At 74.1% G+C, this 13291-nt stretch carries 13 protein-coding genes and 1 other RNA gene; 6 read left to right on the forward strand and 8 right to left on the reverse strand.

What is annotated here, in order from left to right; genetic code table 11:
- Positions 1-70: 70 nt before the first annotated feature.
- Positions 71-483: RNase P RNA component class A (rnpB, locus tag ACGFML_RS37345), an RNA gene on the reverse strand.
- A 77-nt stretch (positions 484-560) separates the two neighbouring features.
- Here rnpB and ACGFML_RS37350 point away from each other — a divergent pair.
- Positions 561-1373: a MerR family transcriptional regulator gene (locus ACGFML_RS37350; RefSeq protein WP_393550281.1), complete on the forward strand. Its 813-nt coding sequence runs from the start codon at positions 561-563 to the stop codon at positions 1371-1373.
- Positions 1370-2005 carry a hypothetical protein gene (locus tag ACGFML_RS37355; protein ID WP_393550283.1) on the forward strand — a complete coding sequence of 212 codons (636 nt, stop codon included), beginning with the start codon at positions 1370-1372 and terminating at the stop codon, positions 2003-2005. Before ACGFML_RS37350 ends, ACGFML_RS37355 begins: the two co-directional genes overlap by 4 nt.
- On the opposite strand, the gene ACGFML_RS37360 is transcribed toward ACGFML_RS37355, so the two are convergent.
- Positions 1992-3476 carry an RNB domain-containing ribonuclease gene (locus ACGFML_RS37360; protein ID WP_393550285.1) on the reverse strand — a complete coding sequence of 495 codons (1485 nt, stop codon included), beginning with the start codon at positions 3474-3476 and terminating at the stop codon, positions 1992-1994. The two genes, ACGFML_RS37355 and ACGFML_RS37360, sit on opposite strands and share 14 nt — an antisense overlap.
- 160 nt (positions 3477-3636) lie before the next feature.
- Here ACGFML_RS37360 and yaaA point away from each other — a divergent pair, with 160 nt between their 5' ends.
- Positions 3637-4485 (forward strand): peroxide stress protein YaaA, encoded by an 849-nt coding sequence (gene yaaA, locus ACGFML_RS37365; protein ID WP_393550286.1) that lies wholly within the window; start codon positions 3637-3639, stop codon positions 4483-4485.
- 91 nt (positions 4486-4576) lie between these two features.
- Entirely contained in the window at positions 4577-5242 is a 666-nt protein-coding gene (locus ACGFML_RS37370; protein ID WP_393550288.1) for a bifunctional 4-hydroxy-2-oxoglutarate aldolase/2-dehydro-3-deoxy-phosphogluconate aldolase, read from the forward strand.
- 162 nt (positions 5243-5404) lie between these two features.
- Here ACGFML_RS37370 and ACGFML_RS37375 read toward each other — a convergent pair whose 3' ends face one another.
- Genes ACGFML_RS37375 through ACGFML_RS37385 form a run of 3 tightly spaced genes read right to left on the reverse strand, consistent with a single transcriptional unit; the run spans position 5405 to position 8205 of the window.
- A complete protein-coding gene (locus tag ACGFML_RS37375; RefSeq protein WP_393550290.1) occupies positions 5405-6586 on the reverse strand; it encodes a bifunctional RNase H/acid phosphatase in 1182 nt (393 codons plus the stop codon).
- A 3-nt stretch (positions 6587-6589) separates the two neighbouring features.
- A complete protein-coding gene (locus tag ACGFML_RS37380; protein ID WP_393550367.1) occupies positions 6590-7333 on the reverse strand; it encodes a zinc ribbon domain-containing protein in 744 nt (247 codons plus the stop codon).
- Positions 7330-8205, reverse strand: a complete 876-nt coding sequence (locus ACGFML_RS37385) for a Nif3-like dinuclear metal center hexameric protein (RefSeq protein WP_393550292.1) — start codon at positions 8203-8205, stop codon at positions 7330-7332. The genes ACGFML_RS37380 and ACGFML_RS37385 overlap by 4 nt, the downstream gene beginning before the upstream one ends.
- Positions 8206-8511: 306 nt before the next feature.
- On the opposite strand from ACGFML_RS37385, the gene ACGFML_RS37390 reads away from it, so the two are divergent.
- Positions 8512-9894, forward strand: coding sequence for a hypothetical protein (locus ACGFML_RS37390; protein ID WP_393550294.1), 1383 nt, complete (start codon positions 8512-8514; stop codon positions 9892-9894).
- An 8-nt stretch (positions 9895-9902) separates the two neighbouring features.
- Positions 9903-10070 (forward strand): hypothetical protein, encoded by a 168-nt coding sequence (locus tag ACGFML_RS37395; protein WP_393550296.1) that lies wholly within the window; start codon positions 9903-9905, stop codon positions 10068-10070.
- 103 nt (positions 10071-10173) lie between these two features.
- Here ACGFML_RS37395 and ACGFML_RS37400 read toward each other — a convergent pair whose 3' ends face one another.
- The 3 genes from ACGFML_RS37400 to ACGFML_RS37410 form a co-directional block, all read right to left on the reverse strand.
- Positions 10174-11145 carry a 3-oxoacyl-ACP reductase gene (locus ACGFML_RS37400; protein ID WP_393550298.1) on the reverse strand — a complete coding sequence of 324 codons (972 nt, stop codon included), beginning with the start codon at positions 11143-11145 and terminating at the stop codon, positions 10174-10176.
- Between the two features lie 46 nt (positions 11146-11191).
- Positions 11192-12268 carry a Zn-dependent alcohol dehydrogenase gene (locus ACGFML_RS37405; RefSeq protein ID WP_393550300.1) on the reverse strand — a complete coding sequence of 359 codons (1077 nt, stop codon included), beginning with the start codon at positions 12266-12268 and terminating at the stop codon, positions 11192-11194.
- Positions 12269-12347: 79 nt separating this feature from the next.
- Positions 12348-13262 (reverse strand): MaoC/PaaZ C-terminal domain-containing protein, encoded by a 915-nt coding sequence (locus ACGFML_RS37410; protein ID WP_393550302.1) that lies wholly within the window; start codon positions 13260-13262, stop codon positions 12348-12350.
- Positions 13263-13291: the final 29 nt, after the last annotated feature.

Genomic DNA, 13291 nt, shown 5'->3' on the forward strand with positions numbered 1-13291 from the left:
GCTGATGACGCTCTTGAAGGGCCCCTGACCTGGCATTTTGCCAGGTCGGGGCCTTCTGACGGCCAGGCGGCGGACGAGTCGGCCTGTACGCCGGGTTCTGTCTCCCCCGGTCCTTGCGGGCCGAGGGGAGGCGGCCATCCATCTAGGGCTGCCGTTGCCGACAGCCTCGTGCGGTCTACCCGCGGACTCGGGCGGGCAGCCCTCGGTCGTCCGCGCAGAGCCATCATCCCGATCGGGATGGTGGCCCCTCTTGACCTTGCTCCGGGTGGGGTTTACCTAGCCCTCCGAGTCACCTCGGAGGCTGGTGGTCTCTTACACCACCGTTTCACCCTTACCGGGACCTGACGGCCCCGGCGGTCTGTTTTCTGTGGCACTGTCCCGCGGGTCACCCCGGGTGGGTGTTACCCACCACCCTGCCCTGTGGAGCCCGGACGTTCCTCGGGAGGACCGTAAAGATCCCCACGCGGCCGCCCGGCCGGCTCGTCCGCCGTGCCGACCATGGTACCTGGCCGCATACGACGGCTTGACCTTGCCGCAGCGGCAACGTTTCTACTGACCGCATGAGGATCGGAGAACTCGCCGCACTGGCCGGGATCAGCACCCGCACCGTGCGCCACTACCACCACATCGGGCTGCTGCCGGAGCCGGAGCGGCGAGCCAACGGCTACCGCGAGTACGGGCTGCGCGACGCGGTGGCGCTCGCGCGGGTGCGGCGGCTGACCGACCTCGGGCTCGGGCTGGAGGAGGTCCGGGACGTGCTGGCCGACGACGCCGGGCGGGAGCTGCGGGAGGTGCTCGCGGAGCTGGAGGCCTCACTGGCGCGCCAGGAGGAGGCGGTACGGGCCCGGCGGGAGCGGGTGCGGGCGGTGCTGCGGCGGGCGGAGCAGCCGGGCGGGCTGCCGGAGGAGGGGCCGGTGTCGGAGGAACTGGCGGAACTCTTCGCGGAGATGGCGCGCACCTCGGCGACGCTGCCCGGGCCGGAGCCCGCGATGGCCGCCAAGGACCGTGCGGTGCTGGCCCTGTTGGAGTCGGCGGGCGGCGGGGCGGCGCAGGAGCCACTGATCGCGGCGTTGCGGGCGGCGGGCGACGCGCCGGGCGCGATGGAGCGGGCGTATGCGGCGTACGGGCTGATGGACGAGCTGGCGGAGGCGGCGCCCGGGGATCCCAGGGTGGCGAGGGCGGCGCGGGCGTTGGCGGACTGGGTGCCGCAGGAGGCGGTGTCGGCGGTCACCGCCCTGGACGGCGCGCTGGAGGCGGGGCAGGACGGGCGCGGGGAGGAGTTCTGGGCGGGGCTGCTGGTGGGGGACCTCGCGCCCGCTCAGGCGGAGGCGGTCCGCGAGGCCGTACGGATCGTCATGCGGCGGACGCGGTGACCGGGTCGGCGGCGGGACCGCCGGGAGCGGGCGGGCGGATCCGGCGGCTGGCCCGGTACGAGGCCCGCTGGCTGGTCAGCCTGGTGTGCTGGGTGGCGCGGCGGCGGATCGGGGTGGCGGCGGGCGAACGCGCTCTGGCGTACGCGGCGGGGCAGGCCGCGATGGTGTACGGGCTGGCGTTCGTGTGCCTGGTGGAGACGGTAGGAGTGGGCGTGCTGCTCGCGGACCATCCGGTGGCGCACGGCGTGATGCTGGCCCTCGACGTCTACACGGTGCTGATGGTCCTGGGCTTCCAGGCCGCGGCGGTCACCCGGCCGCATGTGCTGGGCGCGGACACCCTGCTGCTGCGCGACGGCGCCCGGACAGCGCTGCGGATACCGCTGTCGGCGATCGCCTCGGTGCGCCACGAGCTCCGGTTCACCCAGGACGACTCCGCGCAGGAGACCGTGGCGATGGCGGTGGGCGGCCAGACCTCCGTCACCGTGGAGCTGGCCGAACCGGTCGTCGCCGTACGGCTGCTGGGGCGACGGGAGGCCGTGCGCACGGTGCGGTTCCACGCCGATGACGCACGGGGCGTGGTGGCGGCCGTACGGGCGGCGACCGCGGAGCCGCCGGCGGTCAGGCAAGGGTGAAGCGGACCGGTTCGTGCCCCGGCTCTGCGGCGGTGAGCCGGACCCGGATGCGGTGGCCGAGGGGGAGGTCCGGGCCGTCGGGGGCGGATTCGACGCGGCCGATGACGGCCGGGTCGCAGAGGTGGACGGTGCCCCGGGTGGGGTCGTCCCGCTCGGTCTCGACCACCACGGCGTCGAAGGTCTCCCCCACCCGTCCCCGCATCAGCGCCGCCTCCACCAGGTCCACACAGGCCCGCTCGGCCTGGTTGGCGCGGCGGGTGCCGTCCGCCATCTCGTCGGGCAGGGCGGCCAACGCGCCGCGGACCCATTCGGCCGGTGCGGCGTCGGCCGAGGCGGCCAGGCACAACTCGGAGGTGTAGCGGTCCACGAGCCGCCGCAGCGGGGCGGTGGCGTGCGCGTACGGGGCGGCGACGGCGGCGTGCCGGGCCGCGTTGGCATCCGGCGCGGTGCCGTCGAAGGCGGTGTAGCCGGCGCCGCGCAGCAGGGTGGTGCACTCCTGGAGGAACGCGGCGTGATCGGGGCGGCGCGGGTCGAGGGTGCGCAGGAGCGCGGCGTACGAGGTGTGGTGCGGCCAGTCGACGCCGAGTGCACGGGCGGTCAGCCGCAGCCGGGCGACCGAGCCGTCCGGGGCGGTCGGCAGCGTCCGCAGGATGCCGGTGCCGGAGGCGAGCATCAGCTCGGCCGCGGCCATGCCGGTGAGCAGGGAGATCTGGGCGTTCCAGCCCTCGGCCGGGAGCGGGGCGCGGTAGGCGAGGGTGTAGCCGCCGTGGTGCTCGACGATCCGCTGTTCGGGGACATGGAGCGAGATCGCGCCCCGTGCGGTCTCCCGCTCCTCCCGCAGCCGGCCGATCTCACGGAGCAGGGCGAGCGGCTCCTCGGCCGTGTTGTCGTCGAGGACCCGCTGGACGCCCGCGTAGTCGAGCCGGGCGCGGGAGCGGACCAGGGCGCGGCGTACGGAGGCGGCGGTGAGGGCGCCGTGCGCGTCGAGGTCGAGCTTCCACAGGACGGCCGGGCGGTCCTGGTCGGGCAGCAGGCTGGCGGCGGACTCGCTGAGGGTGTGCGGGTGCAGCGGGACCCGTTCGTCGGGGAAGTAGAGGGTGGCCACCCGGTGGTGCGCCTCGGCGTCCAGGGCGCCGCCCGGGGTCACGAAGGAAGCGACGTCGGCCACGGCGTAGTGGACGCGGAAGCCGCCGCCCGGCCGCCGGGACAGGAACATGGCCTGGTCGAGGTCGAGGGAGCCGGGCGGGTCGATGGTGAAGAGCGGGAGGCCGGTGACGTCCTCGAGGGTGTGCTCGGTCGCCACCGCGCCGTCGGCGGCCGGGATCCGCGGGGCCCGGGCGGCGCTCTCCGCCTCGGCCTGCGCCGTCGGCGGGAAGTGGTCCGGGATCTCCAGCTTTCCGCGCAGATCGCGCAGCGCGGCGCGCAGCGGCGCCTCGGCTGCGTCGGTCACATGCATATGGCGACGGGGCATGGAACCGAGCGTATGGCGGGCGGGCGCCGCCGGCGCGGTGTGATCGTCCGCCCCGGTCGGGCGCGTTTCGGCCGCTGAGCGGGTTCTCCGGCCGGCCGCCGCAGGCCATACGCTTTCCCGGGGCCGCACCCCCGCCCGTACCGCAGTGAAGGAGAACGTCGTGCTCGTGCTGTTGCCGCCGTCCGAGGGGAAGGCCGATCCGATGGAGGCGGCGCGAAACGCCTCCGGCCGGGGCGGTGGCGGGCGGCGGGCGGGCGCTGGAGCGTCGTTGGACATGGGATCGCTGTCGCTGCCGGGGCTGACGGCTTCGCGTGAGGCCGTGCTGGAGGAGCTCGTCGAGCTGTGTGCGGCGGACGAGGCCAAGGCGCAGGAGGTGCTCGGGCTCAGCGAGGGGCTGAAGGGCGAGATCGCCAAGAACGCGGGGCTGCGCGGGGCCGGGACGCGGCCGGCCGGGGAGATCTACACCGGGGTGCTCTACGACGCCCTGGGCCTGGCCTCGCTGGACGCGCGGGCGCGGAAGCTGGCCGAGGAGTCGCTGCTGGTGTTCTCGGGGCTGTGGGGCGCGGTGCGGATCGGCGATCGTATTCCCTCCTACCGCTGCTCGATGGGGGTGAAGCTGCCCGCGCTGGGGGCGCTGGGCGCGTACTGGCGAGCGCCGATGGCCGAGGTGATGCCGCGGGAGGCCGGGGACGGGCTGGTCCTCGATCTGCGGTCGGCGGCGTATGCGACGGCGTGGAAGCCCAAGGGCGAGGTCGCCGGGCGTACCGCCACGGTCCGGGTGCTCCAGTCGAAGATCGTCGACGGGGTCGAGAAGCGGTCGGTGGTCAGCCACTTCAACAAGGCGACCAAGGGGCGGCTGGTCCGGGACCTGCTGACCGCCGGGCTGCGGCCGAAGGACCCGGCGGAGCTGGTGGCGGCGCTGGACGGGCTCGGCTACGCGGTGGAGGCCGCTGCGCCGGCCAAGGCCGGCAAGGCATGGGCCATCGATGTGATCGTGACGGAGTTGTAGGACGTCCCTCGGGGCGTCTGGTCCGAGGCCCGACGACGTGCGTTGCACTGTACGCAACGTCCGTTGCGAGGAGTGGGGCGGTGGGCGCACTATGGGCGGCGTGACTAGCGCCGCCTCCTCCCCCGTGCCCGCTTCCTCCGAGCTCTCGGTCCTCGGGCTCGCCCCCGTCATCCCGGTGGTCGTTCTGCAGGACGCCGCCGACGCCGTACCGCTCGCTCGCGCCCTCGTCGCGGGCGGACTGCCGGCGATCGAGGTGACCCTGCGCACGCCCGCCGCACTGGACGCCATCCGCGCGGTCGCCGACGAGGTCCCGGATGCGGTGGTCGGCGCCGGCACCGTGCTCACCCCCGGGCAGGTCGATGCGGCCCGCACGGCCGGCTCCCGGTTCCTGGTCAGCCCCGGCTGGTCGCCGCGGCTGCTGGGTGCGATGCGGGACTCCGGGGTGCCGTTCCTGCCGGGCGTCTCGACGGCCTCGGAGGTGGTGACCCTGCTCGACGAGGGCGTCACCGAGCTGAAGTTCTTCCCGGCGGAGGCGGCCGGCGGGACGTCCTACCTCAAGTCGCTGGCCTCTCCCCTGCCCCAGGCCCGGTTCTGCCCGACCGGCGGGATCGGCCTGGCCTCGGCACCCTCGTACCTGGCCCTGCCGAACGTGGGATGCGTCGGCGGCACCTGGATGCTCCCGGCCGACGCGCTTGCCGCGAAGGACTGGGCGCGCGTCGAGCGGCTCGCGCGGGAGGCGGCGGCGCTGCGCGGCTGACGGCCCGCACTCGGCTCACAACGGCGGGCGGGCGGACGCCGCGTGACGCACCGTCAGCACCAGTGCCAGCGGTGCGTCGGCGCCATCGGCGCGTCGGCGCCCTCAAAGCCCCCAACGGCCCCAACGCCCTCAGCACCGTCAACCGCCGCCCGCCGCAAGGGCTCAGCGCAGGTGCGAGGTGTCGTTCAGGAGCCGCAGCGAGGCATTCCCGTCGGCGTAGTACGCGACCGCCGACAGCGACGCCGCGGACAGCTCCATCCGGAACAGCGACTCGGGCGGTGCGCCCAGCGCCAGCCGGACCAGGGTCTTGATCGGCGTGACGTGCGTGACCACCAGCACCCTCCGGCCCGCGTACCGGGCGATCAGCTTGTCGCGGGCGACCGAGACCCGGCGGGCGACCGCGGCGAAGGACTCGCCGCCGCCGGTGGGAGCCGCCTTGGCGGAGCCGAGCCAGGCGTCGAGGTCCTCGGGGAAGCGCTCGCGCACCTCGGCGAAGGTCAGCCCCTCCCAGGCCCCGAAGTCGGTCTCGCGCAACCCCTCTTCGAGGCGGACCTCCAGGCCGAGCCGGGTGGCGATCTCCTCGGCCGTCTCCCGGCAGCGCCGCAGCGGTGAGCTGACGACGGCCTGGACCGTGCCGCGGGCGGCGAGCGCCGCCGCGGTGGCCGCGGCCTGCCGCCGGCCGGCGGCCGAGAGCTCGGGGTCCGTACCGCCGCTGCCGGAGAAGCGCTTCTCGGGGGTCAGCGCCGTCTCGCCGTGCCGGAGCAGGACGAAGGTGGCGGGGGCACCGAGGTCGGGGGCGCCCCAGCCGACCGGCGGAGCGGCGGCCGCGCCCTCCTCCGCCGCCTCGTCGGCGGCGCGCGCGGCGGCACTGCGGGCGGGCGCGGCCGGGGCGTCGAGCGCCGCCCTGGAGTCGCGCGGCTCCCACTGCTTGCCGTTCTTGCCCGCGTCCATCGCCTCGTTGGCGAGCCGGTCGGCGTGCTTGTTCTTCTCCCGGGGGATCCACTCGTAGGTGACCCGGGCGGCCGGGAACGCCGTCTTCGCCTCGGCGGCCAGCGGCTTCATGTCCGGGTGCTTGATCTTCCAGCGGCCCGACATCTGCTCGACGACCAGCTTGGAGTCCATCCGGACGTGGACCGCCGCCTCCGGGTCCAGGGCGTGCGCCGCGCGCAGCCCGGCCAGCAGGCCCCGGTACTCGGCGACGTTGTTGGTCGCGGTGCCGATGAACTCGGCGGCCTCGGCCAGCGTTTCACCGGTCTCCGCGTCGAGGACCACCGCGCCGTAGCCGGCCGGCCCCGGGTTGCCCCGGGAGCCGCCGTCGGCCTCGACGATGAACGTCCGCGTCATGTCCTACAGGCCCGAGTCGGGCGTGCGGACCAGGATGCGGGTGCAGTTCTCGCACCGGACGACGGTGTCCGCGGCGGCCGCCCGGACGTCGTTGAGCTCGGTGATGTTCAGCTCCAGGCGGCAGCCCTCGCAGCGGCGCTGGAAGAGGCGGGCCGCACCGATGCCGCCCTCCTTCGAACGGATCTTGTCGTAGAGCTTGATCAGGTCGGCCGGGATGTCGGCCACGGTCAGCTCGCGCTCCTTGGTGGCGGTGGCGGCCTCGGCGTCGATCTCGGCGCAGGCGGCGTCCCGGCGGGCGGCGGCGTCGTCGGCCTTGGCCTGGATGGCCTCGACCCGTCCGGTGAGCTCGGTGACCCGCTCCTGGGCGGCCTCCCGGCGCTCCATGACCTCGAGGACGACGTCCTCCAGGTCGCCCTGGCGCTTGGCCAGCGAGGTCAGTTCGCGCTGGAGGTTCTCCAGGTCCTTGGGCGAGGTGACGGCCCCGGAGTCGAGGCGCTTCTGGTCGCGGGCGGCGCGCTGGCGCACCTGGTCCACGTCCTGCTCGGCCTTGGTCTGCTCGCGGCTGGTGTCGCTCTCCTCGGTCTGCGAGGCGACGAGCAGGTCGCGCTGCTGGGTGAGGTCGGCCTCCAGGGTCTGCAGCTCGGCGAGCTCGGGCAGGTTGTGGCGCCGGTGCGCGAGCTGGGTGAGCTTGACGTCCAGGTTCTGGACGTCAAGGAGGCGGATCTGGTCGGCGGGCGCGGCGTTCAGCGGGGGGCTCCTGGGGTGTGCGATTTTTCAACGGGGCTGGTGGCGGGGGCGGACGCCGCGTGGGCGGTCCAAGGGTCGGTGACCGTACGGGAGACGTGCGTGCGCAGGCCCCATCCGTGCCGGTCGGAGACCGCGTCGAGCTGGGCCGCGGCCTGCTCGCACCACGGCCATTCGGTGGCCCAGTGGGCGGCGTCGAGCAGCGCCAGCGGGGTCTGCTGGGTGGCCTCGGAGGCCGGGTGGTGGCGCAGGTCGGCGGTGAGGAACGCGTCCACACCGGCCGCCCGCACCGCGTCGAAGAGACTGTCGCCGGAGCCGCCGGAGACGGCGACCGTGCGGATCTCGCGGTCCGGGTCGCCGGCCGCCCGGATGCCCTGCGCGGTGGCGGGCAGCCGCTCGGCGGCGTACGCGGCGAAGTCGGCGAGCGTCAGCGGGTGCGTCAGCTCGCAGATCCGGCCCAGGCCGCGGCGGCCGGCCGGGTCGCTCGCGTCCGGCACCAGGGGGCCGAGGATCCGCAGGTCCAGGGCGCCGGCCAGGGCGTCGGAGACCCCCGGGTCGGCGGTGTCGGCGTTGGTGTGCGCGACGTGCAGGGCGATGTCGTGCTTGATCAGGGTGTGCACGGCCCGGCCCTTGAAGGTCGAGGCCGCGACCGTCGTCGTACCGCGCAGATAGAGCGGGTGGTGGGTGACGAGGAGGTCGGCGTCGAGCCGCACCGCCTCGTCGACGATTTCCTGGACCGGGTCGACGGCGAACAGCACGCGGCGGACCTCCGCTCCCGGATCTCCGCAGACCGTGCCGACGGCGTCCCACCCTTCGGCCCGCTCGGGGGGCCAGAGGGCGTCGAGCGCGGTGAGGACTTCAGACAGTACGGGCACGGGTGGAAGGTTACCCCCCAGGTGTCACGGGGCGCTGGGCCGTTGTCGCGGTGGCCGCCCCGCAGGTGGACAGGGCCCCGGCCGGGAGGCCCCGCGGAGCGTCCTCGGCGCCGCCCGGCGGGGCCGATGGCCGCGCCCCGGCATCGGCTCCCGTCCGCGGCACGGCGGCGATCCGAAGCACAGCCGTCTCGCCCACGCCAGGCGATCCGGACAACTGCCACCCTTATGCGTGAAGTGCGGCAACTCGCGTTGATCGGCCGGAAGTGCGAAAACTACCGTCCCTTCCTGACAGGAGGTGACCACTCGATGACAATCTGTGCCACTGAGGTCTCCACGGCCCTCGGCGCTCCGCACCGCGCGGCGCTGATCATCGCGGCCGACGGCTCGTACGCCGCCCGGCTGGCCCGTCACGACGACGCCGCCGGGAGCCGGTTTCCGGAGCGCTGGACGCTGAGCGGGCCCGAGCCGTACGCCGTCCCGCTGCCCGGCAGCCAGCCCGAGGAACCGGACTGCGAACTGCTGCCGTTCGCCGACGGCCGGGTACTGATCCTGCGCCGGATCGCCGACCGTTTCGCCCTCTCGCTGCTCTACCCCACGGGCCCCGGGACCGGCGAACTCCTGCTGGGCACGGTGGCGACACCGGAGCTGACCCTGCTGCCGCCCACGCCGGGCGGCCGGCTCGGCTACGCCCTGGCGCCCGGCGAGCACAGCACCACACTCTGGCTGGTGCACGGCGGCGCGCACGGCCCCGAGCCGGTCACCGAGGTGCCGGGGCGCTGCTCGGGAGGCGTCTGGCTGGACCGCGGCGGCCGGCTGCTGGCCCTGGACCGGGAGCTGTCGGGCCGCACGAAGACCGTGGTGCTCGACCTGGAGCGGGGCGGCGAGGCCAGCCCGCTGCTGCAGATCACCGAGGAGAGCAACGACCGCCTCCTGCTGGCGGATCCGGACAGCGGGCTGCTGTTGCTGCGGTCGGACGCCCCCGGCCACGACCGGCTGGGCTGGGGCGTGCTGGGCAGCAGCCTGCCGGTGCGCTTTCCCGAGTGCCTGCGCCCGGCCGACGGGTTCGTCACACCGTTCGCCGTCCAGCCCCGCCAGATGCTCATGCCGGAGAGCTGCGCGGTGGCCTTCCGGGTCGACACGGCGGCCGGGCCGCGGCTGGGCGTATGGCAGCCCTCGGGGCGTCGGTTGCGGCAGCTTCCGGCGCCGGAGGGGTGGCTGGCGGGGTGCGGGCTGTGGACGGCGGCCGGCGAGCTGCTGCTGCCGTGCACGACGAGGGCGGTGCCGTGCGGGGTGGCGCGGATGGCCGTGCCGCTGGAACCCGCGGCGGATACGCCCCCGAGGGCGGGCCGGGGCACCCGGGTGGACGTCGCAGTGGAGGCCGGGGGCGGGATTGTCCTGGATGCGGGGGTCGTCAACACGGACTCCACATCATCTGCACAATTTCCGGACAGTGGCGCGGAACCGCCGGAAGCCCCCGCGCATCCCCAGATGTGCAGGCCAGTTCCCCTGCAACAGGCACCTCTGGCAGCCCCCGAATCCCGGTGGAGCGCCATTTCCCGCCAAGTTAGAATTCCGTCGGGGGCTACGCAGCCGGTTGACCCGGCCACCGACAGTTCCGCTTGGGGGCAGCCTCGGCGGTTGCTGGGGGAGGTCCCGACGCGTACAGCTGTAAGCGATCTGACGGAGTGACTCTTTCCATGTCCGAAGCCCGAACCGAAACGACCCAGGCGCGCCCCCGAGAGGGATCCGCCCAGGCCGCCGAGGCGGCAAACTCCGGCAGGCACCGTGGCCCGGCGGCCACGGAAGAGGCCCAGGCCGCAGTGCACGGCCGGCACCGCCGGGAGAAGCAGACCCAGGGCGCGTGACGCGTCCGCTCCGGAGGGCGGTTTTCCGCCACCCGGACGCGCAGCAGCGGCCGTGGCCCGCCGCACCCGGACCACCCGGGACGGCGGCCACGGCCGCTGCGCGTCATCCGTGCTTGAGGGCGAGGACCTCGGCCGCCGCGAAGGTCTCGTTCGGTGGCCGCTCCGCGTAGTAGGGCGTGAGCAGACCGTCCAGCTCGTCGAAGGTGAAGGTGTCCTTCGCGGTGTCGAACTTGGCCGCGATCCGGGGACGTTCGGTGACGGCGACCATCCCGCCGTGGACGACCAGCAGCTGGCCGTTGACCCGGGCGGCGGCCGGTGAGGCCAGATAGCCCACGAGCGGGGAGACGTGCTCGGGCGCGAGCGGGTCCGGGCCGTTCTCCACCGGCTCCTGGAACCCGGCGAAGACGTCCTCGGTCATCCGGGTACGGGCTCGCGGGCAGATGACGTTGGCGGTCACGCCGTACTTGGCGAGCGCCAGCGCCGTGGACGTGGTCAGGCCGACGATGCCGCCCTTGGCCGCGGCGTAGTTCGGCTGTCCCGCGGAGCCCGCGAGGAACGCCTCGGACGAGGTGTTGATGATCCGCCCGTGGACCGGACCCCCGGCGTCCTTGGCGCGGGCGCGCCAGTGGACCGCCGCGAAGTGGGTGGTGTTGAAGTGGCCCTTGAGATGGACGCGGATCACCGAGTCCCATTCGTCCTCGCTCATGGAGAACACCATCCGGTCGCGCAGAATGCCCGCGTTGTTGACCAGGATGTCAAGCTTTCCGTAGCGGTCCACGGCCAGTTGGACCAGCGCACGGGCCTGTCCGAAGTCGGCGACGTCGCCCAGGTGGGCGGTCGCCCGGCCGCCCGCCGCCCGGATCTCGGCGGCCACCTCCTCGGCGGGGGCCGCGGATGCCTCGCCGGTGCCGTCCCGCCCCGGCTGCCCGAAGTCGTTGACGACGACGGCGGCGCCGAGGCGGGCGAGTTCCAGGGCCTCGGCGCGCCCCAGGCCGCGGCCGGCGCCGGTGACGATCGCGGTCAGGCCCTCCAGCGGCAGTGACTGGGGCTGTGGCTGTGGCTGTGGCTGTGCCATGGCTGTCCTCTCCTTGGCGGACGGGGTGCTCGGCAGGCGGGGTGCGTCAGATCTCTATGCAGGTACGCAGCGCGGTGCCGGAACGCATTTGGTCGAGGGCGTCGTTGATCTCGGCGAGCTGGACGCGGTGGGTGATCAGCCCCGCCAGGTCGATCCGGCCGGCGCGCCACAGGGCGATGGCCCGCTCATAGGAACGCAGGACGTCCGCGCCGCCGTAGAGCGAGGGCAGGATCCGCTTCTCGTCGAAGAACAACTCGAACATGTTGACCTGGAAGACGTCGTCCATCGCTCCGGCGCCGACCACGCACAGGGTGCCGCCGCGCCGGGTCGTCTCGTAGGCGGTGCGCGCGGTGGCGGACCTGCCGACCACCTCGAAGACGTAGTCGAAGCCCTCCCCCGCGGTGATCCGCTGCTTGGCGTCGGCCAGTCCGTCGGGCGCGACCGCTTCGGTGGCACCGAAGCGGAGCGCGGCCTCACGGCGGGTGGCCACCGGGTCGACGGCGGTGATCTGGGCCGCGCCGCAGGCCCTGGCTCCCTGGATGACGGAGATCCCCACGCCGCCGCAGCCGATCACCGCGACCGAGGAACCGGCCTCCACCTTGGCGGTGTTGACGGCGGCGCCGAGTCCGGTGGTGACGCCGCAGCCGATCAGTGCGGCGATCTCGTAGGGGACGTCGTCCGGGATGGGGATCGCGCAGTTGGCGGCGACGACGACCTCCTCGGCGAAGGTGCCGGTCCCGGCGAAGCCGAAGACGTCCCCGCCGGGGCGTCGGAAGTTGGGGGTGCCGGCGTTCATGAATCCGGCCAGGCACAGGTGGGTCTGGCCGCGCCTGCAGGACGGACAGCTCCCGCAGGCGGGCAGCCAGCACATCAGGACGCGGTCGCCCCGGCTGAGGCCGGTGACGCCGTCGCCGACGTCCAGGATCTCGCCGGCGCCCTCGTGACCGGGGACGAAGGGCGTCGGCTGCGGCAGCACGCCGTTCATCGCGGAGAGGTCGGAGTGGCACAGACCGGTGGCCCGCACCCGCATCCGGACCCGGCCGGGACCGAAGCCCACCGCCTCGACGTCGTCGAGGACTTCGAGTTTCTCCTGTCCCGTCTCGTGCTGTACGGCTGCGCGCATGGAAAGGCTCCTCTCGGGTTGCGGGCTGTCCCCTGGGGCCGTCCTCCGGATCGGCTCGGGCGGTCCGGAGGACGCCCCGCTAGCTGTGCTCGACGACGGTGTCGGCCAGGACCTGCGCATCGTCGCGGTCGGCCGCCGTGACCGACACCTGCGTTCGGCCCTCCCCCTCCCACATCCGGATCCGCAACGTCTCGCCCGGGAAGACGACACCCGCGAACCGGGTGGTGTAGGCGCGTACGCGCGCCACATCGCCGCCGAGCACCGTGTCGACGACGGCCTTGAGGGTGACGCCGTACGAGCACAGCCCGTGCAGGATCGGGCGGTCGAAGCCGGCGAGCTCGGCGAACTCCGGGTCGGCGTGCAGCGGGTTCCAGTCGCCGGAGAGGCGGTAGAGCAGGGCCTGGTCCTCGCGGATGAGCCGTTCGGTGGTGCGGTCGGGGGCGCGGCCGGGGATTTCGAGGCGGGCGGAGGGGCCGCGTTCGCCGCCGAAGCCGCCCTCGCCACGGACGAAGATCTGGGTGTCGCAGGTCCACAACGGGCCGTCCGCGTCGGCGACTTCGGAGCGCAGCACGATGACGGCCGCCTTCCCCTTGTCGTGGACCGCGGGGACGGTGGAGGTCTGGACGGCGCGCCCGCTGACCGGGATGGCACGGTGGACGGTGACCTTCTGGCCGCCGTGCAGCACGGCGGCCAGGTCGACGTCGATACCGGGGACGGACAGTCCGCCGGACACCGCCGTCCCTTCCCCAGGCTCTCGGCTCCCCTCGGGCAGGGAAGACCCCGAGCCGGCGACGGTCGCGAAGCTGGGCAGGACGTGCAGTGCGCTCTCCAGGGTGTAGCGCAGCTCGTCGGGGTCGGTGGCAGGGTGTGGCTTGTCCGGTGTGGCGGCGCCGGCGCCGATGCCCAGGTGGTAGAGCTGGACGTCCTTGTGGTCCCAGGCGAGTTCGGTGGTCCGCGGCTCGGCGGATGTGGCCTTGGCGGCGTCGATGGGCATGGGGCGGTAGCTCCTTCACCACGGTGCCA

The sequence above is a fragment of the Streptomyces sp. NPDC048650 genome (assembly GCF_043199095.1).
In the GTDB taxonomy this organism is placed as follows: Bacteria; Actinomycetota; Actinomycetes; order Streptomycetales; family Streptomycetaceae; genus Streptomyces.

Bases quoted from the DNA above. Each gene is read 5' to 3' on its own strand.
- ACGFML_RS37350 (WP_393550281.1), top strand. From the start codon at position 561: ATGAGGATCGGAGAACTCGCCGCACTGGCCGGGATCAGCACCCGCACC.
- ACGFML_RS37360 (WP_393550285.1), bottom strand. From the start codon at position 3,476: ATGCCCCGTCGCCATATGCATGTGACCGACGCAGCCGAGGCGCCGCTG.
- ACGFML_RS37370 (WP_393550288.1), top strand. From the start codon at position 4,577: ATGGGCGGCGTGACTAGCGCCGCCTCCTCCCCCGTGCCCGCTTCCTCC.
- ACGFML_RS37375 (WP_393550290.1), bottom strand. From the start codon at position 6,586: ATGACGCGGACGTTCATCGTCGAGGCCGACGGCGGCTCCCGGGGCAAC.
- ACGFML_RS37390 (WP_393550294.1), top strand. From the start codon at position 8,512: ATGACAATCTGTGCCACTGAGGTCTCCACGGCCCTCGGCGCTCCGCAC.
- ACGFML_RS37395 (WP_393550296.1), top strand. From the start codon at position 9,903: ATGTCCGAAGCCCGAACCGAAACGACCCAGGCGCGCCCCCGAGAGGGA.
- ACGFML_RS37400 (WP_393550298.1), bottom strand. From the start codon at position 11,145: ATGGCACAGCCACAGCCACAGCCACAGCCCCAGTCACTGCCGCTGGAG.
- ACGFML_RS37405 (WP_393550300.1), bottom strand. From the start codon at position 12,268: ATGCGCGCAGCCGTACAGCACGAGACGGGACAGGAGAAACTCGAAGTC.
- ACGFML_RS37410 (WP_393550302.1), bottom strand. From the start codon at position 13,262: ATGCCCATCGACGCCGCCAAGGCCACATCCGCCGAGCCGCGGACCACC.